This window comes from Pseudomonas sp. GW821-FHT04C07 (assembly GCF_059420325.1).
In genome coordinates, this window is the sequence record NZ_JBWKTM010000008.1 from 293,278 (window position 1) to 315,918 (window position 22,641).

Annotated in this window: 21 protein-coding genes, 2 tRNA genes and 3 pseudogenes; 20 read left to right on the forward strand and 6 right to left on the reverse strand. The window is 58.7% G+C overall.

Annotation, left to right across the window (positions count from 1 at the left end; all coding sequences use genetic code 11):
* Window positions 1-133: 133 nt before the first annotated feature.
* Together proB and AC07UI_RS17115 are read left to right on the forward strand one after the other, a co-directional pair.
* Window positions 134-1,252, forward strand: a complete 1,119-nt coding sequence (proB, locus tag AC07UI_RS17110; protein ID WP_494993632.1) for a glutamate 5-kinase — start codon at window positions 134-136, stop codon at window positions 1,250-1,252.
* 11 nt (window positions 1,253-1,263) lie between these two features.
* A complete protein-coding gene (locus tag AC07UI_RS17115; protein ID WP_494993605.1) occupies window positions 1,264-1,725 on the forward strand; it encodes a CreA family protein in 462 nt (153 codons plus the stop codon).
* 172 nt (window positions 1,726-1,897) lie between these two features.
* Here the strand turns inward: AC07UI_RS17115 and rpsT are convergent, their stop codons facing one another.
* Window positions 1,898-2,176: a 30S ribosomal protein S20 gene (rpsT, locus tag AC07UI_RS17120; protein WP_003215870.1), complete on the reverse strand. Its 279-nt coding sequence runs from the start codon at window positions 2,174-2,176 to the stop codon at window positions 1,898-1,900.
* A gap of 252 nt (window positions 2,177-2,428) precedes the next feature.
* Here rpsT and murJ point away from each other — a divergent pair, with 252 nt between their 5' ends.
* The 6 genes from murJ to ispH all read left to right on the forward strand — a co-directional run bounded on the left by murJ (window position 2,429) and on the right by ispH (window position 9,848).
* Window positions 2,429-3,967 (forward strand): murein biosynthesis integral membrane protein MurJ, encoded by a 1,539-nt coding sequence (gene murJ, locus AC07UI_RS17125; RefSeq protein ID WP_494993606.1) that lies wholly within the window; start codon window positions 2,429-2,431, stop codon window positions 3,965-3,967.
* 129 nt (window positions 3,968-4,096) lie between these two features.
* Window positions 4,097-5,035, forward strand: coding sequence for a bifunctional riboflavin kinase/FAD synthetase (ribF, locus tag AC07UI_RS17130; protein ID WP_494993607.1), 939 nt, complete (start codon window positions 4,097-4,099; stop codon window positions 5,033-5,035).
* A 13-nt stretch (window positions 5,036-5,048) separates the two neighbouring features.
* Window positions 5,049-7,880, forward strand: a complete 2,832-nt coding sequence (gene ileS / locus AC07UI_RS17135; RefSeq protein ID WP_494993608.1) for an isoleucine--tRNA ligase — start codon at window positions 5,049-5,051, stop codon at window positions 7,878-7,880.
* A complete protein-coding gene (lspA, locus tag AC07UI_RS17140; RefSeq protein ID WP_494993609.1) occupies window positions 7,873-8,385 on the forward strand; it encodes a signal peptidase II in 513 nt (170 codons plus the stop codon). Before ileS ends, lspA begins: the two co-directional genes overlap by 8 nt.
* Before the next feature lie 7 nt (window positions 8,386-8,392).
* Entirely contained in the window at window positions 8,393-8,830 is a 438-nt protein-coding gene (gene fkpB, locus AC07UI_RS17145) for an FKBP-type peptidyl-prolyl cis-trans isomerase (protein ID WP_494993633.1), read from the forward strand.
* A 70-nt stretch (window positions 8,831-8,900) separates the two neighbouring features.
* Window positions 8,901-9,848: a 4-hydroxy-3-methylbut-2-enyl diphosphate reductase gene (ispH, locus tag AC07UI_RS17150; protein WP_494993610.1), complete on the forward strand. Its 948-nt coding sequence runs from the start codon at window positions 8,901-8,903 to the stop codon at window positions 9,846-9,848.
* On the opposite strand, the gene AC07UI_RS17155 is transcribed toward ispH, so the two are convergent.
* A complete protein-coding gene (locus AC07UI_RS17155) occupies window positions 9,825-10,376 on the reverse strand; it encodes a GspH/FimT family pseudopilin (RefSeq protein WP_494993611.1) in 552 nt (183 codons plus the stop codon). The two genes, ispH and AC07UI_RS17155, sit on opposite strands and share 24 nt — an antisense overlap.
* Window positions 10,377-10,485: 109 nt before the next feature.
* Between AC07UI_RS17155 and AC07UI_RS17160 the strand changes: the two are divergent.
* The 7 genes and pseudogenes from AC07UI_RS17160 to thiO all read left to right on the forward strand — a co-directional run.
* A pseudogene (locus AC07UI_RS17160) lies at window positions 10,486-10,749 on the forward strand (hypothetical protein); the annotation flags it as partial.
* On the forward strand, window positions 10,703-11,170 hold the full coding sequence (pilV, locus tag AC07UI_RS17165) for a type IV pilus modification protein PilV (protein WP_494993612.1): 468 nt from the start codon (window positions 10,703-10,705) through the stop codon (window positions 11,168-11,170). The pseudogene AC07UI_RS17160 and the gene pilV, both read left to right, overlap by 47 nt.
* Window positions 11,167-11,874 carry a PilW family protein gene (locus AC07UI_RS17170; protein WP_494993613.1) on the forward strand — a complete coding sequence of 236 codons (708 nt, stop codon included), beginning with the start codon at window positions 11,167-11,169 and terminating at the stop codon, window positions 11,872-11,874. Before pilV ends, AC07UI_RS17170 begins: the two co-directional genes overlap by 4 nt.
* A gap of 12 nt (window positions 11,875-11,886) precedes the next feature.
* Window positions 11,887-12,363, forward strand: a complete 477-nt coding sequence (locus AC07UI_RS17175; RefSeq protein ID WP_494993614.1) for a pilus assembly PilX family protein — start codon at window positions 11,887-11,889, stop codon at window positions 12,361-12,363.
* A 124-nt stretch (window positions 12,364-12,487) separates the two neighbouring features.
* A pseudogene (locus tag AC07UI_RS17180) lies at window positions 12,488-12,826 on the forward strand (pilus assembly protein); the annotation flags it as partial.
* Window positions 12,827-12,839: 13 nt separating this feature from the next.
* Window positions 12,840-13,241 carry a type IV pilin protein gene (locus AC07UI_RS17185; RefSeq protein ID WP_494993615.1) on the forward strand — a complete coding sequence of 134 codons (402 nt, stop codon included), beginning with the start codon at window positions 12,840-12,842 and terminating at the stop codon, window positions 13,239-13,241.
* Window positions 13,242-13,296: 55 nt separating this feature from the next.
* Complete coding sequence (gene thiO, locus AC07UI_RS17190) at window positions 13,297-14,397, forward strand: glycine oxidase ThiO (protein WP_494993616.1); 1,101 nt, start codon at window positions 13,297-13,299, stop codon at window positions 14,395-14,397.
* A gap of 89 nt (window positions 14,398-14,486) precedes the next feature.
* Here thiO and AC07UI_RS17195 read toward each other — a convergent pair whose 3' ends face one another.
* The 4 genes and pseudogenes from AC07UI_RS17195 to AC07UI_RS17210 all read right to left on the reverse strand — a co-directional run bounded on the left by AC07UI_RS17195 (window position 14,487) and on the right by AC07UI_RS17210 (window position 17,649).
* Window positions 14,487-15,827 (reverse strand): sigma-54-dependent transcriptional regulator, encoded by a 1,341-nt coding sequence (locus AC07UI_RS17195; protein WP_494993617.1) that lies wholly within the window; start codon window positions 15,825-15,827, stop codon window positions 14,487-14,489.
* Window positions 15,828-15,829: 2 nt separating this feature from the next.
* Window positions 15,830-16,219: pseudogene (locus AC07UI_RS17200) on the reverse strand (sensor histidine kinase); the annotation flags it as partial.
* A gap of 62 nt (window positions 16,220-16,281) precedes the next feature.
* A complete protein-coding gene (locus AC07UI_RS17205) occupies window positions 16,282-16,515 on the reverse strand; it encodes a PP0621 family protein (RefSeq protein ID WP_494993618.1) in 234 nt (77 codons plus the stop codon).
* A gap of 111 nt (window positions 16,516-16,626) precedes the next feature.
* A complete protein-coding gene (locus tag AC07UI_RS17210) occupies window positions 16,627-17,649 on the reverse strand; it encodes an outer membrane protein assembly factor BamD (protein WP_494993619.1) in 1,023 nt (340 codons plus the stop codon).
* A 150-nt stretch (window positions 17,650-17,799) separates the two neighbouring features.
* Between AC07UI_RS17210 and rluD the strand changes: the two genes are divergently transcribed.
* The 5 genes from rluD (at window position 17,800) to AC07UI_RS17235 (ending at window position 22,639) form a co-directional block, all read left to right on the forward strand.
* Window positions 17,800-18,762, forward strand: coding sequence for a 23S rRNA pseudouridine(1911/1915/1917) synthase RluD (gene rluD, locus AC07UI_RS17215; RefSeq protein ID WP_489070717.1), 963 nt, complete (start codon window positions 17,800-17,802; stop codon window positions 18,760-18,762).
* Window positions 18,759-19,484: a peptidoglycan editing factor PgeF gene (pgeF, locus tag AC07UI_RS17220; protein ID WP_494993620.1), complete on the forward strand. Its 726-nt coding sequence runs from the start codon at window positions 18,759-18,761 to the stop codon at window positions 19,482-19,484. Before rluD ends, pgeF begins: the two co-directional genes overlap by 4 nt.
* 132 nt (window positions 19,485-19,616) lie before the next feature.
* Window positions 19,617-22,181: an ATP-dependent chaperone ClpB gene (gene clpB / locus AC07UI_RS17225; protein ID WP_494993621.1), complete on the forward strand. Its 2,565-nt coding sequence runs from the start codon at window positions 19,617-19,619 to the stop codon at window positions 22,179-22,181.
* Window positions 22,182-22,480: 299 nt separating this feature from the next.
* A tRNA-Asn gene (locus AC07UI_RS17230) sits at window positions 22,481-22,556 on the forward strand.
* Window positions 22,557-22,565: 9 nt separating this feature from the next.
* A tRNA-Pro gene (locus AC07UI_RS17235) sits at window positions 22,566-22,639 on the forward strand.
* Window positions 22,640-22,641 lie beyond the last annotated feature (2 nt).

Sequence of the window (22,641 nt, forward strand, 5' to 3'; positions counted from 1 at the left end):
TTATCATCGCTCGCAAGCCAGTTTCCAAGGCGCCGCTCTTTAGAGCGGCGTTTTGGTGTCTGTAAAACGCAAATACGAATAATCGCATGGGTGGCGCTGGGTCGCGCCGCTCGCCGGCAAAGGTTGGAAGATGATGCGGAGCAAGGTGACAGGTGCGCAGCGTTGGGTCGTGAAGATTGGCAGCGCTTTGCTGACGGCTGACGGCAAAGGGCTGGATCGCGCGGCAATGGGTGTCTGGGTTGAGCAGATGGTCGCGTTGCATGAGGCGGGTGTCGAGCTGGTGCTGGTGTCCTCGGGGGCGGTGGCGGCGGGTATGAGTCGCCTTGGCTGGACTGCACGACCCAGTGCGATGCATGAGTTGCAGGCCGCTGCCGCCATTGGTCAGATGGGGCTGGTGCAGGCCTGGGAGTCGAGCTTTGCCAAGCATGGCCGGCACACAGCGCAAATTCTCCTGACTCACGATGACTTGTCCGACCGCAAGCGTTACCTCAATGCCCGCAGTACCTTGCGCGCGCTGGTTGAGCTCAAGGTCATTCCGGTGATCAACGAGAATGACACGGTGGTCACCGACGAAATCCGTTTCGGAGACAACGATACCCTGGCGGCGCTGGTGGCCAACCTGGTCGAGGCTGATCTGCTGGTGATTCTCACGGATCGTGACGGCATGTTCGATGCTGACCCGCGTAACAATCCCGATGCCAAGCTGATTTACGAGGCGCGTGCCGATGATCCGGCGCTGGACGCGGTCGCGGGCGGCACCGGCGGTGCACTGGGCCGTGGCGGCATGCAGACAAAGTTGCGGGCGGCACGTCTGGCGGCGCGTTCGGGGGCTCACACGATCATCGTGGGTGGGCGTCTGGAGAGGGTGCTGGATCGTTTGAAGGCGGGCGAGCGCATCGGCACCTTGTTGTCGCCTGAGCGCGGCATGCTGGCGGCACGCAAGCAGTGGCTGGCCGGGCATTTGCAGACTCGCGGCACGCTGGTGCTGGACGAAGGGGCGGTATCGGCGTTGTCTCAAGGCAACAAAAGCTTGCTGCCGGTCGGCGTGAAGCTGGTTCAGGGCAGCTTCCGTCGCGGTGAGATGGTGGTGTGCGTGGCGCCGGATGGTCGTGAGATCGCTCGTGGTCTGGCCAACTACAGTGCGCTTGAGGCGCAAAAAATCATCGGTCAATCGTCTGAGGCGATTGTCGGTTTGTTGGGTTACATGGCGGAGCCGGAGCTGGTTCACCGCGATAACCTGATTCTGGTTTAAGGAAAACGCGTATGCGCATGGCAAAAGGGTTGTTGGGGCTGCTGTTGGCGATGCCGCTGCTGGCTTCGGCGGAAGAAATCGGACAGGTATCGACCGTGTTCAAATTCGTCGGGCCGAATGATCGTATCGTCGTCGAGGCTTTCGATGATCCGAAGGTCGATGGCGTGACTTGCTACCTGTCGCGCGCCAAGACGGGTGGTGTGAAGGGTGGGTTGGGATTGGCTGAGGATCGGTCGGAGGCGTCCATCGCTTGTCGTCAGGTCGGGCCGATCAGCTTCAAGGGTGAGCTCAAGGATGGTGAAGAGGTGTTCAAGGAACGCACGTCCCTGGTGTTCAAGACCATGCAAGTGGTGCGTTTTCTCGACAAGAAGCGCAATACCCTGGTTTATCTGGTCTACAGCGACCGTCTGATCGAGGGCAGTCCGCAGAATGCGGTGACCGCGATTCCGATTCTGCCTTGGGCGCATCAGTGATCTGAGGATTGCTATCGCGGGCAAGCCTCGCTCCTGCAAGGTGTGCGATCCGTAGGGGGCGAGGCTTGCGTGCGAAGGCGATGTCTCGGGCGCTGCATTTCTCGGCTGTCAGGCTCAAATCGCAGGCAATAAAAAACCGACCCTGGGGTCGGTTTTTTAACAAGCGTGTCGCTTAGGCTGCAGCAGCAAGGTTCAGAGCCTTGATGTGGCCATTCAGGCGACCTTTATGGCGAGCAGCTTTGTTCTTGTGGATGATGCCTTTATCGGCCATACGGTCGATAACTGGCACGGCCAGAACGTAAGCAGCTTGCGCTTTTTCAGCGTCTTTTGCGTCGATGGCTTTAACTACATTCTTGATGTAGGTACGAACCATGGAACGCAGGCTGGCGTTGTGGCTGCGACGCTTCTCAGCCTGTTTTGCACGTTTTTTGGCGGAAGGTGTGTTGGCCACCGTCGAGCTCCTCGAAAGACTTTTTAGGAAATAGCAAACAAAATAGGCCGCGAATCATGCCGATGAGTTGAAGTCTTGTCAAGGGCGGGTGATGCGTTCCGCTGAGTGGTAGATGCGGAGCGCCGGGATATTTCTTTCCGGCGTGCGACCTGTAAACTCGCGAGCTTTGGCTCTGTGCTGTTGCGGCGCGGAGTATCGCATATGTGGGCGCTTTGTTCGCCTGCTCTTTATCTACAGGCAAAAACTCTTTCAATGAATCTGCTCAAGTCGTTGGCCGCCGTCAGCTCTATCACGATGCTTTCCCGGGTTCTGGGGTTTGTGCGTGACACCATCATCGCGCGCGCATTTGGCGCAGGGATGGCCACGGATGCGTTCTTTATTGCGTTTAAACTGCCCAATCTGCTGCGGCGAATCTTCGCCGAGGGGGCGTTTTCCCAGGCATTCGTACCGATTCTGGCTGAATACAAAAACCAGCAGGGTGAAGAGGCGACGCGCACTTTTATTGCCTACGTCTCGGGCTTGCTGACGCTGGTGTTGGCGCTGGTCACGGCGCTGGGGATGATTGCTGCGCCCTGGGTGATCTGGGCGACCGCGCCGGGTTTCGCCAATACACCGGAAAAGTTCGCGCTGACGTCCGATCTGCTGCGGGTGACCTTTCCTTATATATTACTGATCTCCCTGTCTTCGCTGGCCGGGGCGATTCTCAATACCTGGAACCGTTTCTCTGTGCCGGCCTTTGTGCCGACCCTGCTCAACGTCAGCATGATCATCTTTGCGGTGTTCCTGACACCGTACTTCGATCCACCGGTCATGGCATTGGGCTGGGCAGTCCTGGCCGGCGGTCTGGCGCAGTTGCTGTACCAGCTGCCGCACCTCAAGAAGATCGGCATGCTCGTGTTGCCGCGCCTGAACCTGCGTGATACTGGCGTCTGGCGGGTGATGAAGCAGATGCTACCGGCGATACTCGGGGTTTCGGTGAGCCAGATCTCGTTGATCATCAACACCATCTTCGCCTCGTTCCTGGTGGCGGGCTCGGTGTCGTGGATGTATTACGCTGACCGCTTGATGGAGCTGCCGTCCGGGGTGCTGGGTGTGGCGCTGGGGACAATTCTGTTGCCGACGCTGGCCAAGACCTATGCCAACAAGGATCGCCACGAATACTCGCGGATTCTCGATTGGGGCTTGCGCCTGTGTTTCATGCTGGTGCTGCCGTGCTCTCTGGCGCTGGGGATTCTGGCCGAGCCGCTGACCGTTTCGCTGTTCCAGTATGGCCATTTCAGTGCGTTTGACGCGTTGATGACCCAGCGAGCCTTGATCGCCTATTCGGTGGGGTTGCTCGGGATTATAGTGATCAAGGTGCTGGCTCCCGGTTTTTATGCGCAGCAAAACATCCGTACGCCGGTCAAAATCGCCATCTTCACGCTGATCGTCACGCAGTTGCTCAACCTTGCCTTTATCGGGCCGCTGAAGCATGCGGGCCTGGCGTTGGCCATCAGCGTCGGCGCTTGCATCAATGCCGGTCTGCTGTTTTATCAACTGCGCAAGAAGAAAATGTTTCAGCCGCAACCGGGCTGGGGGAAGTTTGGTCTGAAGCTGGTGGTCGCGGTGGCGGTAATGTCCGCGGTATTGCTGGGTTCGATGCGGTTCATGCCGGCCTGGGATCAGGGGCAAATGCTTGAGCGTTTCCTGCGTCTGGGGGCGTTGGTCGTGGCGGGCGTGGTGGCGTACTTCGGCATGCTGGCGCTGATGGGCTTCCGCCTTCGGGATTTCAATCGCAAGGCGTTGAACTAACGATTTTTCACGGATAAGCGCGGGTCAAACGTCGATTTTATCGGTTCGACCACTTTGGGTTGCGGTGTTGCCTGTCGTCGGCCGCCGGGTGTGGTTATAATCGACCACTTTATAAGCAAGAAGCGTGTTATGCAGCTGGTTCGAGGCCTCCACAATTTGCGCCCCCAGCATCGGGGCTGTGTCGCCACTATTGGCAACTTTGACGGTGTTCATCGTGGTCACCAGGCTATCCTGGCCAGGCTGCGTGAGCGTGCGCTTGAGTTGGGCGTACCCAGCTGTGTGGTGATTTTCGAGCCGCAGCCGCGTGAGTTTTTCGCGCCAGACACGGCTCCAGCCCGCTTGGCGCGATTGCGCGACAAGCTGCAGCTGCTGGCCTGCGAGGGGGTCGACCGGGTCTTGTGCCTGGCCTTCAATCAACGGTTGAGCAAGCTCAGCGCCGCCGAGTTCGTCGATACTATTCTGGTCGATGGCCTTGGAGTGCAGCATCTGGAGGTCGGTGACGACTTCCGTTTCGGCTGCGACCGGGCAGGGGATTTCGATTTTCTGCAACAGGCCGGGGTCGTTCAGGGTTTTACCGTCGAAGCGGCGCAGACCGTTGAACTGGACGGTATACGTGTCAGTAGCACCCAGGTACGCAATGCCTTGGCCGCTGCTGATTTTGCTTTGGCCGAGCGTCTGCTCGGTCGTCCGTTCCAGATTGCCGGGCGGATACTGCATGGGCAGAAGCTGGCGCGCCAATTGGGCACGCCAACGGCCAATGTGCAACTCAAACGCCGTCGCGTGCCACTGACCGGGGTTTATCTGGTAAGTGTCGAAATCGACGGTCAACCCTGGCCCGGTGTCGCCAATATAGGCGTTCGGCCAACGGTTGCAGGTGATGGCAAAGCCCACCTGGAAGTCCATCTTTTAGATTTTGCCGGCGATCTGTATGACCGGCGTTTGACGGTGGTTTTCCACCACAAGCTGCGCGAAGAGCAGCGTTTTGCCTCTCTGGAGGCGCTTAAGACGGCGATCAATGCGGATGTCGCCGCCGCCCGTGCCTATGCCGCACCTAGCGCCAATCGCTAATGAAGAGCCTTAAATGACCGACTATAAAGCCACGTTAAACCTTCCGGACACCGCCTTCCCGATGAAGGCCGGCCTGCCTCAGCGCGAACCGCAGATTCTGCAGCGCTGGGACAGCATTGGCCTGTACCAGAAGTTGCGTGAGATTGGTAAGGATCGTCCGAAGTTCGTTCTGCACGACGGTCCTCCGTACGCCAACGGCACTATTCACATCGGTCATGCGCTGAACAAAATTCTCAAGGACATGATCATCCGCTCGAAAACCCTTTCGGGTTTCGACGCGCCTTATGTTCCGGGCTGGGACTGCCATGGCCTGCCGATCGAACACAAAATCGAAGTGACTCACGGCAAGAACCTGTCCGCGGACGAAACCCGCGAGCTGTGCCGTGCCTACGCCACCGAGCAGATCGAAGGGCAGAAGTCCGAGTTCATCCGCCTCGGCGTGCTCGGCGACTTCGCCAACCCCTACAAAACCATGGATTTTGCCAACGAGGCTGGAGAAATCCGTGCGCTGGCGGAAATGGTCAAGGGCGGTTTCGTGTTCAAGGGGCTCAAGCCCGTGAACTGGTGTTTTGACTGCGGCTCGGCGTTGGCTGAAGCGGAAGTCGAGTATCAGGACAAAAAGTCCTCGACCATCGACGTAGCCTTCCCGATCGTTGACGAAGCCCAACTGGCGACCGCTTTCGGCGTTGCTGCCCTGAGCAAGCCAACCTCGATCGTGATCTGGACCACTACCCCGTGGACCATCCCGGCCAACCAGGCGCTGAACGTTCACCCGGAGTTCGAGTACGCCCTGGTCGATGTCGGCGACAAGCTGCTGGTGCTGGCTGAAGAGCTGGTCGAATCCTGCCTGGCTCGCTACAACCTGCAAGGTTCGGTGATCTCCACCGTTCCAGGCGCGGCACTGGAGCTGATCAATTTCCGTCACCCGTTCTACGATCGTCTGTCGCCGGTTTACCTGGCCGACTACGTCGAACTGGGCGCAGGCACCGGCGTGGTTCACTCCGCGCCAGCCTACGGTGAAGACGACTTCGTGACCTGCAAGCGTTACGGCATGGTCAACGACGACATCCTCACGCCAGTGCAGAGTAACGGCGTGTATGCCCCTTCGCTGGAGTTCTTTGGCGGCCAGTTCATCTGGAAAGCCAACCCGGCCATCGTCGACAAACTCGCTGAAGTCGGTGCATTGCTGAACACCGAAACCATCAGCCACAGCTACATGCACTGCTGGCGGCACAAGACCCCGCTGATCTACCGCGCTACCGCGCAGTGGTTCGTCGGCATGGACAAACAGCCGGCTACCGGCGAGACCCTGCGCAAGCGTGCGATCAAGGCCATCGAAGACACCACGTTCGTTCCGGCCTGGGGCCAGGCGCGTCTGCACTCGATGATTGCCAACCGTCCGGACTGGTGCATCTCCCGTCAGCGTAACTGGGGCGTGCCGATTCCGTTCTTCCTGAACAAGGAAAGCGGTGAATTGCACCCACGTACCGTCGAACTGATGGAAGAAGTTGCCAAACGCGTCGAAGTGGAAGGTATCGAAGCCTGGTTCAAGATGGACGCTGCCGAGCTGCTCGGTGACGAAGCAGCGCTTTACGACAAGATCAGCGATACCCTCGACGTCTGGTTCGACTCGGGCACCACTCACTGGCACGTGCTGCGTGGTTCGCACTCGATAGGCCACGAGAGCGGTCCGCGTGCCGACCTGTACCTGGAAGGCTCTGACCAGCACCGCGGCTGGTTCCACTCGTCGTTGTTGACCGGTTGTGCCATCGACAATCACGCGCCGTACCGCGAGTTGCTGACCCACGGTTTCACTGTCGACGAGAGTGGCCGCAAAATGTCCAAGTCCTTGGGCAACGTGATCGCGCCGCAGAAGGTCAACGACACCCTGGGCGCCGACATCATGCGTCTGTGGGTAGCATCCACTGACTATTCGGGCGAGATCGCGGTTTCCGAGCAAATCCTGCAACGCAGTGCGGACGCCTACCGGCGGATCCGTAACACCGCGCGTTTCCTGCTCTCGAACCTGACCGGTTTCAACCCGGCCACCGACATCCTGCCGGCTGAAGAAATGCTTGCGCTGGACCGTTGGGCGGTGGATCGCACATTGTTGCTGCAACGCGAGTTGCAAGAGCATTACGGCGAGTACCGTTTCTGGAACGTTTACTCGAAAGTGCACAACTTCTGCGTGCAGGAGCTGGGCGGTTTCTACCTGGATATCATCAAGGACCGTCAGTACACCACTGGCACCGACAGCAAGGCCCGGCGCTCCTGCCAGACCGCGTTGTTCCACATCAGCGAAGCGCTGGTGCGCTGGATCGCACCGATTCTGGCCTTCACCGCCGACGAGCTGTGGCAGTACCTGCCGGGCGAGCGTAACGAATCGGTCATGCTCAACACCTGGTACGAAGGCCTCAGTGAGTTGCCGGAAGGCTTCGAGTTGGACCGCGCCTACTGGGAGCGGATCATGGCGGTCAAGGTCGCGGTCAACAAAGAACTGGAAAACCAGCGTGCGGCCAAGGCCGTTGGCGGCAACCTGCAGGCTGAAGTGACGCTGTTCGCCGAGGAGTCGCTGTCGGCCGACCTGGCCAGGCTGAGCAACGAACTGCGCTTCGTCCTGATCACCTCGACCGCCAGCGTTGCACCTTTGGTGCAAGCGCCGGCCGATGCAGTGGAAACCGAAGTGGCTGGCCTCAAGCTGAAAGTGGTCAAGTCCTCTTTCGCCAAGTGCGCCCGTTGCTGGCATTGCCGCGAGGACGTCGGGATCAATCCCGAGCATCCGGAAATCTGCGGTCGCTGCGTCGACAACATCAGCGGTGCTGGCGAGGTTCGTCACTATGCCTAACGCTGCTAGCCGTTTCGGACGGCTGAGCTGGCTCTGGTTGAGCGTGCTGGTACTGGTCATTGACCAGGCCAGCAAGTTCTACTTTGCAGGCTCGCTGACGATGTACCAGCAGATTGTGGTGATCCCGGATTACTTCAGCTGGACGTTGGCCTACAACACCGGTGCAGCGTTCAGTTTCCTGGCTGATAGCTCCGGCTGGCAACGCTGGCTGTTCGCTTTGATCGCGATCGTGGTCAGTGCGGTGCTGGTGATCTGGCTCAAGCGTCTGGGGCGCAACGAAACCTGGCTGGCGATTGCGCTGGCGCTGGTTCTTGGCGGTGCTCTGGGCAACCTGTACGACCGCATTGCCTTGGGCCATGTGATCGATTTCATTTTGGTGCATTGGCAGAATCGCTGGTATTTCCCGGCATTCAACTTTGCCGACAGCGCCATCAGTGTTGGTGCGGTAATGCTGGCGCTGGATATGTTCAAAAGTAAAAAGACTGGAGAAACCGTTCATGACTGAACAGTTATTGGCTGAGCAACGCATCGGCCAGAACACGGAAGTCACCTTGCATTTCGCATTGCGCCTGGAGAACGGCGACACCGTCGACAGCACCTTCGACAAGGCCCCGGCGACCTTCAAGGTCGGTGACGGCAACCTGCTGCCGGGTTTCGAAGTGGCGTTGTTCGGCTTCAAGGCTGGCGACAAGCGCAACCTGCAGATCCTGCCGGAAAACGCTTTCGGTCAACCAAACCCGCAAAACGTGCAGATCATCCCGCGTTCGCAGTTCCAGGATATGGAGCTGTCCGAAGGCTTGCTGGTGATTTTCAATGATGCGGCGAATACCGAGCTGCCCGGTGTGGTCAAAGCGTTCGATGATGCCCAGGTGACCATCGACTTCAACCACCCGCTGGCTGGCAAGACGTTGACCTTTGACGTCGAGATCATTGAAGTCAAAGCGCTTTAAAGGCAGCGCGAACAACCGCGAAGCGGTTGCAATGAACTAACTTCTTGCGCACACAGCCACGAGGCACAGTATGCAAATCAAACTCGCCAACCCCCGTGGCTTCTGCGCCGGTGTCGACCGGGCGATCGAAATCGTCAATCGCGCCCTGGAAGTCTTCGGACCGCCAATCTATGTGCGCCACGAAGTGGTCCACAACAAATTTGTCGTCGAAGACCTGCGCGCTCGCGGAGCGATCTTCGTCGAAGAACTGGATCAGGTGCCGGACGACGTCATCGTGATCTTCAGCGCCCACGGTGTTTCCCAGGCAGTGCGTACCGAAGCGGCAGGCCGTGGCCTGAAAGTCTTCGATGCGACCTGTCCGTTGGTGACCAAGGTTCACATTGAAGTCGCGCGTTACAGCCGCGACGGTCGCGAGTGCATCCTTATCGGCCACGCCGGTCACCCGGAAGTCGAAGGCACCATGGGCCAGTACGACAGCAGCAGTGGCGGGGCGATCTACCTGGTAGAAGATGAAAAAGACGTCGCCGCGTTGCAAGTGCGCAATCCAGAGAACCTGGCGTTCGTGACCCAGACCACTTTGTCCATGGATGACACCAGTCGCGTCATCGACGCACTGCGCAGTCGTTTCCCGGCCATTGGTGGTCCGCGCAAGGACGACATCTGCTACGCCACGCAAAACCGTCAGGACGCAGTCAAGCAACTGGCGGACGAGTGCGATGTGGTGTTGGTAGTCGGCAGTCCGAACAGCTCCAACTCCAACCGCCTGCGCGAACTGGCCGAGCGCATGGCCACCCCGGCCTATCTGATCGACGGTGCTGAAGACCTGCAGCTCAGCTGGTTCGATGGCGTCGAGCGGATTGGCATCACCGCCGGCGCTTCAGCACCGGAAGTGCTGGTGCGCGGCGTGATTCAGCAATTGCAGGCCTGGGGCGCAACCGGTGCCGATGAGCTGGCCGGTCGCGAGGAGAACATCACCTTCTCCATGCCTAAAGAACTACGTGTTCGCTCGCTGCTGTGAGGTGTCACCCTCGCACAGCTTCTGCTCGGTCTTATCGCTGCGCAGACTGATGCGGCCAGTCTTGGCCAGCACCACTTGATGGTGACTGATACCTTGGTCCGTGGCACAAACATACATGGTCCCGGCGCGAAAGGCACCGCCTGACCCTGACAGCAACGCTTCGCCCAAACCGGTGAAACGAACATAGTTCTTCACCGGTCCATTTCCGACAATCGTCACCCGCCCGCTTTCCTGGCGCTCAAGCAGCACCGGGTTATCGCTGTCCTTATGACCCTTGCCACTGATATCCAGAATGATTCGCCAACCCTGGCTCCAGTCGTCGTCCACTGCATGGATGACGATGATCTGGTTGCGCAGGATGGCTTCTGTACGGGCATTGCGCAGGCCACTGACGAGCGTTTGAGCAGCATTCTCTCGGTGCATCGACTCGATCAGTCCCTTGAACGGCGGGCTGGCAAGTTGCAGGAGGAGGGCGGTAATGGCCAGTCCTGCTAGCAGTTCAATCAGACTGAAACCTTTCTGAGGCATAGCGTCTCCCTCCATGGAGATGGTGTGAGCATGCGCGATCCGTGCGCGGGTCCTGGCAAATCAACCTACATCAAGTCGATGAATGATCCTGGTTGTAGGGTTAGTTATAGCCGATGACAGTGTCTGGACTGCGCAGCTTTCGATTTACGACGGTACCGGCAACCCGGCGAATGTATTGCCGGTTGTGCCAGCCATGAGCAGCGACGCGACGTTGACGCTAACCTTCGGGGTATCCAGCATCGATTTCAACAATCTGCGCAGGTTGTCGATGCCAGCCACAGCCGTGGTCATCAATTATGTGTCGCAAGCGCAAACAAGGACGATGAATGACGGTATCGGGAACGCGTGCACAGGACGGCATGACACTGATTGAAGTATTGGTTGCGGTATTGATCCTCGGCGTAGGGTTGTTGGGCGCGGCGGCAATTCAGTTGAATGCGCTGAAATACACTGACAGTTCGCTGATGACCAGCCAGGCCAGTTTTATCGCCTATGACATGCTGGACCGCATTCGGGCCAACTCCGGCGCCGATTACAGCGTCACGCCTCCCGGCTCGAGCAACCTGAATGTTGCCCGGGATCAGGACCTCTACGACTTCACTACCAACATCATCAATTTTGGCGGGCCGACGGCGACCGGGAGCGTTACGGTGAACCAGCGAGTGTTCACAATCACCATCAACTGGGACGATTCACGCGCTGGCACAGCGGCCAACCCCGGTCAGAGCAGCCCCCCTCAGCGAAGTTTTGTCCTGACCAGCCGCGTCGCCGCCGACCCTGCGGTGACGCCGTGAACAGGTTGCTCAGAGGTTTCGGCCTGATCGAGATGATGGTGGCGTTGGCGTTGAGTCTGATCGTGGTGCTGGGTGTAGCGCAGATATTCATTTCGGCGAAAAACACCTACGTCAGCCAGAACGCCTCAGCCAACATGCAGGAGGATGCGCGTTTCGTCCTGAGCAAAATGCTCCAGGAAATACGTATGGTCGGCATGTTCGGTTGCCTTGGGGCGATCACCGATTCGAGCTCGGCCTCGGACTTCGCTGCCAGCTCGGTAACGCCCATCAGCTGGGACAATGCCAATCTCAAGTTGACACTGGTGACCGCCGACGTCGGCAACAACGGCGGTGCGCCGATCTGGACTGTAATCTCCGACTGTCGAAACAGCGCAACGGCCTATTCCGGCGCTCATGCGGCCCCGACCGGGCAGTTGGCGTTCCCGATCCGCCGATTGACCTACACCTTCAGCAACAATCAATTGTGGGTGGCCATTGGCACCCAGGCCAGCCAGGTGCTGGTGAACAACGTCAGCGCTTTCGGCGTGACCTTCGGGGTCGCCAGTACAGCCACTGATATCGCAGCTTCCAGCTACACCAGCAACCCCTCCGATCCGGCGCGTATACGCAGTGTGCGCTTGACCTTGACCCTGACGGACCCGAACAGCCGCGTACGCAACCAGACCTATAACGTGGTTGCCGCTTTGCGCAACCGGTTGCTGTAGGGCGCGGTGCCAATGAGTATTCCTCGAATGACGGCACGGTCCGAGCGCGGCATGGCACTGCTGGTCAGCCTGGTGTTTCTCTTGCTGTTGACGCTAATCGGCATTTCATCGATGCAGAACGCGACCTTGCAAGAAAAAATGGCCGGCAGCGTAATTCTGCGCAATCAGTCGTTTCAACTGGCCGAAGCCGCATTGCGGATCGGTGAAAGCGCCGTGCAGCAGAACGCCTACTCACTATCGGTTTGCGCGGGAACTCGGTGCGCGCCGCCTGCCGAATCGTCGGTGGTGGCTACCGCCGGCCTCAATTCCTCCTCAGGGGTGAACTGGATCGCCGCCGGTGACGGCTTTTATGGGGTGCAGAACATCGGCACGACAATGATCGCCGTCAATGTCCCAGGCAACACCTGCGCTACGCTGTATCGGGTCACGGCGGTCGGGCGGGTGGGTAACTCACGCAGCGTGCTGGAGAGTATTTATGCGAAGTATTGAGGCCCGCGTAAGCTGGCAACGTTGGTTGCTGCAGTTGTTCTGCGCCACTGTGTCGAGTCTGTACCTGGCGGCGCCGACTTACGCCGTCGAGTCCTCGGACTCACCACCTTTGCTCGACAGCATCCAGGTCAACCCAGTGTTGGGGCACAAAGTATTGACCGGTACGGGCGTGGATACGGCGGACCTCTGTTCCAGCGTCGGCGCCGGTAAACTGGTCGAACTGGATGCGTTCAGCGGTAAGATGCTCAACTGTGCAGTACTCGATACCAACGGTGATGGGGGGATCGACAGCATGGATACACTGTCCAGTGGCGTGATCTTTAGTGGCGGTATTCCAGTACCGACCGCGATCATCGACGACGCGACCGGCAAGATAGTGAACGATTCCAGTGGTGGCATTTCCACGCTGGTAGAAAAACCGGGCGGTGCAAGCCGACGGATCATGTGGCGACAAATACAGTAAGTGAGATGTAGGCATGCGTAGATTCAACCAAGGTTTCACCCTGATTGAAATAATGATCGTAATCGCGATCATCGGGATTGTGGTGACCATCGGCTACCCGGCAATTACCGAATACGTGAAGAAAACCCACCGCACCGCAATCGCCGGGCTGCTCTCCGAGCAGGCACAGAATCTGGAGCGGTTCTATTCGAAGAACAATGTGTACACCAACGCCACCGGCCTCAGCGTGGGCAACGACTACTACACCATCACCCCGACGCTGACCGATCAGGCCTTCTCGCTGACAGCGGCACGTAAAAGCGGATCAATGATGGAGAGTGACAAGTGTGGTGATTTCACGATCACCAATACCGGCGTCAGAACCATTACCAATGCGGCTAGCGGCCTGACCGCCAAAGATTGCTGGGGTCGTTGAGTCCATTTTTCAGGCGTCCTTTGCGCCCTTTGTCTTTTTATTGTTGGATCAGAAGATGGCCAAGCAACAGCAAGTGGTGATTGTCGGCGGTGGGGTTATTGGCCTGCTGACGGCGTTTAATCTGGCTTCTGAAGTGCAGAGTGTGGTCCTGCTGGATCGCTCGAATGTGGGGCAGGAGTCGTCCTGGGCTGGCGGCGGGATTGTTTCGCCGCTGTACCCGTGGCGCTACAGTCCGGCGGTCACTGCGCTGGCCCATTGGTCGCAGGATTTTTATCCACAGCTCGCCGAGCGCCTGTTTGTAACGACCGGTATTGATCCGCAGGTGCACAAGACCGGTCTGTACTGGCTTGATCTGGATGATGAGGCCGAGGCACTGGCCTGGGCCGTGAGGGAAAACCGCCCGCTGAGCAAGGTGGATATTTCGGTTGCGCACGATGCAGTGCCCGTACTGGGCGCCGGGTTCTCGCGGGCGCTCTACATGGCGGATGTGGCCAACGTGCGTAATCCGCGATTGGTAAAGTCGCTCAAGGCCGCGTTGCTGGCATTGCCGAATGTCACGATTCATGAGCAATGCGAAGTCAGCGGTTTTGTTCGCCAGGGCGAGAGGGTCGTCGGCGTACAAACGTCAGCGGGCGAGATTCATGCGGATCAGGTGGTGCTATCGGCGGGGGCCTGGAGCGGTGAGTTGTTGCAAAGCCTTGGGCTGGAATTACCGGTCGAGCCGGTAAAGGGTCAGATGATCCTCTACAAATGCGCGTCTGACTTCCTCTCGAGTATGGTCCTGGCCAAAGGTCGGTATGCGATTCCGCGCCGTGACGGCCATGTGCTGATCGGCAGTACGCTGGAGCATGAAGGCTTTGACAAAACTCCCACTCAGTCCGCCCTGGAAAGCCTGAAGGCCTCGGCCATCGAATTGATTCCAGCGTTGGTGGATGCCGAAGTGGTGGGGCATTGGGCGGGGCTGCGGCCGGGTTCGCCAGAGGGCATTCCCTATATTGGTAAGGTTCCGGGGTTTGAAGGGTTGTGGCTCAACTGTGGGCATTACCGAAATGGCCTGGTGCTGGCGCCGGCCTCCTGCCAGTTGTTCGCCGACTTGATGCTTGGCCGCGAGCCGGTCATTGATCCCGCGCCGTATGCCCCGGCAGGGCGCATTTAGCGGGGATTGGGTTCGGTTATTCATTGTGGCGAGGGAAGCTCCTTCACCACAATGAGTCGCCTGAGGGATGCTCTCGCAAGAGTCCCTGCTCAATCCAGCCCTAGTTTCTTCAAGCGATAGCGCATCGAACGAAACGACAGATTCAGACGCCGAGCTGCTGCCGTGCGGTTCCAGCGGTTCTCTTTGAGGGCCTGGAGAATCAATTTGCGTTCGACGTTTTCCAGGTAGTTTTCCAGGTTGTCGATGTGCGCCAGATCCGGCTCACCGGGTTCGGCTGTGCAACTGCCTTCTGCCAGACGCAGGTCACCCGCTTCGATCTGTTTGTTTTCGCAGAGGGTATGCGCACGTTCAAGCACGTTCTCCAGTTCGCGCACATTGCCCGGGAAGCGATAGCTTTTGAGCGCGTCCAGGGCTTGCGGGTGCAGCTGCGCCGCCGGCAAGCCGCTGTCCGCGGCCAGTCGCTTGAGGACGTTGCTGGCCAACGGCTCAATATCGTCGCGTCGCTCGCGCAGTGGCGGCACCCGCAGTTCGATCACATTCAACCGATAATAAAGATCCTGACGAAAGCGTTCAGCGGCGACTTCGGCGTCCAGATCCTTATGCGTGGCACACAAAATGCGCACCTGGACCACGACTTCCTGTTGCCCTCCGACGCTGCGAATGGCTTTCTCCTGAATCGCCCGCAACAGTTTGACCTGCATCGCCAAAGGCAGGTCGGCCACTTCGTCAAGGAACAGCGTGCCACCGTTGGCTGCCTGAAACAGCCCGGGTTTGTCTTCGATTGCGCCGCTGAAGCTGCCTTTGCGATGGCCGAAGAATTCGCTCTCCATCAGTTCTGACGGAATCGCGCCACAGTTGACTGGCACGAATGGTCGGCTGGCACGCGGGCCTTGCTCATGAATCAGCCTGGCCACCAGCTCCTTGCCACTACCAGATTCTCCGCTGATGTACACCGGTGCCTTGCTGCGAGCCAGTTTATCAATGTGTTTGCGCAGGCTGCGCATTGGCAAAGAGTCGCCGAGCAGACGGCTGTCGATGGACGGAGACTGGCTACCCGCAGCAGGCAGGCGAAGGGCGCTTGCCACCAGCTCCCGCAAGCGGCTCAGGTCCACCGGTTTGGTCAAAAAGTCGAAGGCGCCGGCTTTCAGGGCGTTGATCGCCGTTTCCAGGCTGCCATAGGCGGTGATCATCGCCACCGGAGTCTGCGGGTAGCGCTGCTGGATGTGCTGCACCAGTTCCAGCCCGGTGCCGTCGGGCAAACGCATGTCGGTCAGGCATAGATCGAAAGGTTCCTGAGCCAGCCAGCGACGAGCTTCGCTGGCATTGCGGGCACTTTGGGTGTCGAGCTTCATCCGGCCTAAAGTGATTTCCAGGAGTTCGCGAATATCCTGCTCGTCATCGACGATCAGGACTTTTTGCCGTGGGCCCATATTCAACTCTGTTTTCGTCCGTGAGCAAAGGTGATGCAAAAGCAATCGCCGCCTTGGCGTGATTCGAAGTCTAGGCTGGCCTGGTTGCTTTCGCACAGCTCACGGGACAGATAGAGACCCAGGCCAGTGCCCTGGATATCGGTGGTGAAGAAGGGGTCGAACAAATGCACCCGATGTTCATCGTCCACACCGGGGCCGTTATCCAGTATTTACAGGGTCGGCAGCTCGTTTTCGGGTTCGATGAACAACTTCAGCCGGACCTCGGCGTGTTCGTGAGACTTGGCGTTGTGGCGAAATGCATTTTGTCGCAAGTTGTTTAGTTCTTGGGGCCGTTGATTCGGGTCCATCAAGGTGTCGAAAGAACCCGTACCGATCTGCAGATAAATCTGTTTGATGTCAGCCAATGTGAGGCTGAAGACTTCAACGGGCCTGTTTGCCGCCGGGACTTAAGGTTTCAGCGGTCACGTGAATCCGGGCCTTGCTCCAGGTGCGCCTGGCTGCAATACCACTGTTGTTGAAGACGTAACGCACGGTCGCGGGGCAAATGCACACCGCAGTGGGCACAGCGGACCATAGGCGGCGCGCTTTGCTCACTGGGCGTATTGGTCGCAGAAGTTGAGTGCTTGATCTTGCGCCAGAACCATACCGCAGCAGCAATCAGAGCGATCCAGAACAGTAAACGAACCATGGTGACCAGCTTTTCGACGAATGATCCGGCAGTTTAGCCAAGGACAAGACAAGCGCACAGCGCAATAAAAAAGGGAGACTCGAAAGTCTCCCTTTTGGCACCACGCTGGCGTCAGTCGAACACGCCGAAGGTCATACGGCTGAACCACGAACGGCCGCCCTTGTTACCTTCCGCTTCGTGTTGTTCTTCTTTGACCGCATCACCGTTTGCATCTTTAGGCTTGAGATCGGCCGGGATCGCGTCTTTGGCATCCTGGAACTGCCTCATCACGTCCTGGTTGGCGCGGGTTTCACCCGGCGGCAGCGGCGGACGGGATTCGATCAGGCCCAGGGTTACTTTGCTCAGCCACGAACGGTTGTCCGCTTCGGCAACCCGCGGTACGAACTGGCCGTCCACCAGCGTCGGGTGGTTCGGGTAGTTGAGCTTCAGGGTTTCCAGACTGGTATTGGCCAGTTCGTCCAGGTGCAGACGCTGGTAGGACTCGACCATCACCGCCAGGCCGTCACCGACCGAAGGGGTTTCCTGGAAGTTTTCCACCACATAACGACCGCGGTTGGCAGCGGCTACATAGGCCTGACGGGTCAGGTAGTAGTCAGCCACATGGATCTCGTAGGCCGCCAGCAGGTTGCGCAGGTAAATCATGCGCTGCTTGGCATCCGGCGCGTAGCGGCTGTTCGGGTAACGGCTGGTGAGTTGCGCGAACTCGTTGTAAGAGTCTCGAGCGGCACCCGGGTCACGCTTGGTCATGTCCAGAGGCAGAAAACGCGCCAGTAGGCCGACATCCTGGTCAAAGGAGGTCAAACCCTTCAGGTAGTACGCATAATCCACGTTCGGATGTTGCGGGTGCAGTCGGATGAAACGCTCGGCGGCGGACTTGGCAGCTTCGGGCTCGGCGTTCTTGTAGTTAGCGTAGATAAGCTCAAGTTGAGCCTGATCAGCGTAGCGACCGAATGGATAGCGTGACTCCAGAGCCTTCAGCTTGGCTGTGGCGCTGGTGTAGCTGTGGTTGTCCAGGTCGGCCTGCGCCTGCTGGTACAGCTCGACCTCGCTCAGGTTTTCGTCGACGACTTCCTTCGATGAGCAAGCAGCGGTCAATGCGAGGATGGCGATCAGCAGCAGGTGTTTCACTTGCATGGCGGCTTGCGTCCCTATGACGGCCGCTGTCTTGGGCGTGGCCGTCCTGTTATGATGAACGCCCCGTTGTAAGCCACGGGGCAAAAGACGCCGTATTTAACCACAAGCGCGCAGCCGAAACCAAAGGCTGTGCCGACGCCTAGTCTGAGCATGTCCGATAAAATTGAACTTCGCGCAGAGGTGCCGTCCGAATTGGGCGGCCAACGCCTCGATCAAGTCGCCGCACAATTATTCGCTGAGCACTCGCGCTCGCGCCTTTCCGCCTGGATCAAAGACGGCCGCCTGACTGTGGATGGAGCGGTTATCCGCCCGCGAGACATAGTCCATGGTGGCGCCATTCTTGAGCTGACTGCCGAGCAGGAAGCCCAAGGAGAATGGATCGCTCAAGACATCAAGCTCGATATCGTCTATGAAGACGACGACATCCTGGTAATCAACAAGCCTGCGGGCCTGGTGGTGCACCCGGCTGCCGGTCATGCTGATGGCACGCTGCTCAACGCCTTGCTGCACCACGTGCCGGACATCATCAATGTGCCGCGCGCCGGTATCGTGCACCGTCTCGACAAGGACACCACCGGTCTGATGGTGGTGGCCAAGACGATTCAGGCGCAGACCCAGCTGGTCACCCAGTTGCAGAGCCGCAGCGTCAGCCGGATCTACGAGTGCATCGTGATCGGTGTGGTCACCGCCGGCGGCAAGATCAACGCGCCGATCGGTCGTCACGGCCAGCAGCGTCAGCGCATGGCGGTGATGGAAGGCGGCAAGCAGGCGGTCAGTCATTACCGCGTACTCGAGCGTTTCCGCTCCCACACTCACGTGCGGGTCAAGCTGGAAACCGGTCGTACGCACCAGATTCGCGTGCACATGGCCCACATCAACTTCCCGTTGGTCGGAGACCCTGCCTACGGCGGACGTTTCCGCATCCCGCCGGCCGCTAGCTTGACCATGGTCGAATCGCTGAAAACGTTCCCGCGTCAGGCACTGCACGCGCGTTTCCTTGAGTTGGACCATCCGACCACCGGTAAACGCATGAGCTGGGAATCACCACTGCCGGACGACTTCGTCTGGTTGCTGTCACTGCTCAAGCAGGACCGCGAGGCGTTCATCGGATGACGAATTGGTTGATTCCTGACTGGCCTGCGCCGGCCGGGGTGAAAGCCTGCGTCACCACTCGAGCGGGCGGCGTCAGTCTGGCGCCGTTCGACAGCCTCAACCTGGGCGACCATGTCGAGGACAGCCCTGCGGCAGTTGCCGAGAATCGCCGTCGTCTGACTGAACACTTCTCTATTGAGCCGGTCTGGCTGCAGCAAGTTCATGGCGTTGCCGTGGCTCATGCAGATCCCGATCTGGTCGCAACCGCTGACGCCAGTTGGTCCGCGACACCGGGCATCGCCTGTACGGTGATGACAGCGGACTGCCTGCCTGCGTTGTTCTGTGACCGCGCCGGCACTCGTGTCGCAGCGGCCCATGCCGGGTGGCGCGGGCTGGCGGCTGGCGTGCTTGAAGCCACGCTGGACAGTCTTGCCGTGCCACCTTCCGAGGTACTGGTCTGGTTGGGGCCTGCCATCGGCCCGCAAGCGTTTGAAGTCGGTCCGGAAGTTCGCGAGGCCTTTGTCCAGCAACTTCCCGAAGCGGATCAGGCCTTTGTCCCGAGTCACAACACCGGCAAGTTCATGGCCGACATCTATCTGCTGGCGCGCCTGCGTCTGGCAGCTTGCGGCGTTACGGCCGTGTACGGCGGCGGTTTCTGTACCGTGACCGATCCACGCTTCTATTCTTACCGCCGCAGTCCTCGCACCGGTCGGTTTGCCTCCCTTGTCTGGCTCGAACACTAGACTCTCCTGACCTGCGTCAACCCTGCGTCGCTTGAATCTTCCAGAATCGACCGCATCTTGTGGGGTATCTGGCAGGTTTTCTTCATTAAGGTGTGTCCATCGCTCCGGCCTGCCCAACTAGGAAGGTGACTCATGCGTATAGACCGTTTAACCAGCAAATTACAGTTAGCCTTATCCGATGCCCAATCTCTGGCAGTCGGCCTCGATCATCCGGGCATTGAACCTGCGCACCTGATGCACGCGCTGCTTGAACAGCAGGGTGGCTCGATCAAGCCGTTGCTGATGCAAGTGGGCTTTGACGTCAACAGTCTGCGCAAAGAGTTGAGCAAAGAGCTCGACCATCTACCAAAAATCCAGAACCCTACCGGCGACGTCAACATGTCGCAGGATCTGGCGCGCCTGCTCAATCAGGCGGATCGCCTGGCGCAGCAAAAAGGCGACCAATTCATTTCCAGCGAACTGGTGTTGCTCGCGGCAATGGACGAGAACAGCAAGCTCGGCAAGTTGCTGCTCGGCCAAGGCGTCAGCAAGAAAGCACTGGAGAATGCGATCAACAATCTGCGTGGCGGCGAAGCGGTCAATGACGCCAACGTTGAGGAATCGCGCCAGGCCCTGGACAAATACACTATCGACCTGACCAAGCGCGCCGAAGAAGGCAAGCTTGACCCGGTGATCGGCCGTGACGACGAAATTCGCCGGACTATTCAGGTGCTGCAACGGCGTACCAAGAACAACCCGGTCTTGATCGGTGAGCCAGGCGTGGGTAAAACCGCTATCGCCGAGGGCCTGGCCCAGCGGATCATCAACGGCGAAGTGCCTGATGGCCTAAAAGGCAAGCGCCTGCTGTCGTTGGATATGGGTTCGCTGATCGCGGGTGCCAAGTACCGTGGTGAGTTCGAAGAGCGCCTGAAGTCGTTGCTCAACGAGCTGTCGAAGCAGGAAGGGCAGATCATCCTGTTCATCGACGAGCTGCACACCATGGTGGGCGCCGGTAAGGGCGAAGGCTCGATGGATGCAGGCAATATGCTCAAGCCGGCGCTGGCGCGAGGCGAGTTGCATTGCGTTGGCGCGACTACTCTCAATGAATACCGCCAATACATAGAGAAGGACGCTGCGCTCGAGCGGCGTTTCCAGAAAGTATTGGTAGACGAACCGAGCGAAGAGGACACCATTGCGATCCTGCGCGGTTTGAAGGAGCGTTACGAAGTCCACCACAAGGTGGCGATCACCGACGGCGCAATCATCGCCGCGGCCAAGCTGAGTCATCGTTACATCACCGATCGCCAGCTGCCGGACAAGGCCATCGACCTGATCGACGAAGCGGCCAGCCGTATACGTATGGAGATCGACTCCAAGCCAGAAGTGCTCGATCGCCTGGAGCGCCGTTTGATTCAGCTTAAGGTTGAATCCCAGGCGCTGAAGAAGGAAGACGACGAAGCCGCGATCAAACGCCTGGAGAAGTTGCAGGGGGAAATTGTCCGGCTGGAGCGTGAGTATTCGGATCTGGAAGAAATCTGGACCTCGGAAAAAGCCGAAGTGCACGGCTCTGCGCAGATTCAGCAGAAAATCGAACAATCCCGTCAGGAGCTGGAAGCTGCCCGTCGCAAAGGTGATCTCAACCGTATGGCCGAGCTGCAATACGGGGTGATCCCGGACCTGGAGCGCAGCCTGCAGATGGTCGATCAGCACGGCAAAAGCGAAAATCAGTTGCTGCGCAACAAAGTGACCGAAGAAGAGATCGCTGAAGTCGTTTCGAAGTGGACCGGTATTCCGGTATCGAAAATGCTCGAAGGTGAGCGCGACAAGCTGTTGAAGATGGAAAGCTTGTTGCACCAGCGCGTTATCGGTCAGGACGAGGCCGTGGTGGCGGTAGCCAACGCGGTGCGGCGTTCTCGTGCCGGGTTGTCCGATCCGAACCGTCCAAGTGGCTCGTTTATGTTCCTGGGCCCTACCGGTGTGGGTAAAACCGAGCTGTGCAAGGCACTGGCCGAATTCCTTTTCGATACCGAAGAGGCGATGGTGCGCATCGATATGTCCGAGTTCATGGAGAAACACTCTGTGGCGCGGCTGATTGGTGCCCCTCCGGGCTACGTAGGCTATGAGGAGGGCGGCTACCTGACTGAGGCGGTGCGTCGCAAACCCTATTCGGTGATCCTCCTGGACGAGGTTGAGAAGGCCCACCCGGACGTGTTCAACGTGCTGCTGCAAGTCCTGGAAGATGGCCGGTTGACTGACAGCCACGGGCGGACCGTGGATTTTCGCAATACGGTGATCGTGATGACCTCCAACCTGGGCTCGGTGCAGATTCAGGAGTTGGTGGGTGATCGTGAAGCGCAGCGGGCTGCGGTGATGGATGCGGTGTCTACCCACTTCCGTCCGGAGTTCATCAACCGGATCGATGAAGTCGTGATCTTCGAGCCTTTGGCCCGGGATCAGATTGCTGGCATCACCGAAATCCAGCTGGGCCGTCTGCGTAGCCGTCTGGCTGAGCGTGAGCTGAAACTGGAGCTCAACAGCGAGGCGCTGGATAAGCTGATCGCGGTGGGTTACGACCCGGTATACGGCGCACGACCGCTCAAACGAGCGATTCAGCGCTGGATCGAGAACCCGTTGGCGCAGTTGATCCTTTCGGGGCGGTTTATGCCTGGGGCCAGCATAAAGGGGACTGTGGAGAACGACGAGATCGTTTTCGCCTGATCATCCGCTACGCTGCTATAGAAGAGGCCTCGCACTGCGAGGCCTTTTTTTTCGATAGGGCGTTGAACTGTAAGGCAAAGGCTTGTAAAGTGCGCCCCGCAGTATGTCAGCCCAGCGGTTTCTTCTCCCCAAGGAGAAATCTGAAAAAAGTCGCAAATCATTGTCTTAAAAGCATTTTAAAGGGTTGACAGGGGTTTTTAAGATTGTAGAATAGCGCGCCTCAGACACACGAACGCAGCGATGCGAACATGTAGAAGAGAGTGAAGTAAGCAGCAAATGTTGTAATTGAAATATGTAGTTCCGTGATAGCTCAGTCGGTAGAGCAAATGACTGTTAATCATTGGGTCCCAGGTTCGAGTCCTGGTCACGGAGCCAATTTCAAGCCGGGGTATAGCGCAGTCCGGTAGCGCGCCTGCTTTGGGAGCAGGATGTCAGGAGTTCGAATCCCCTTACCCCGACC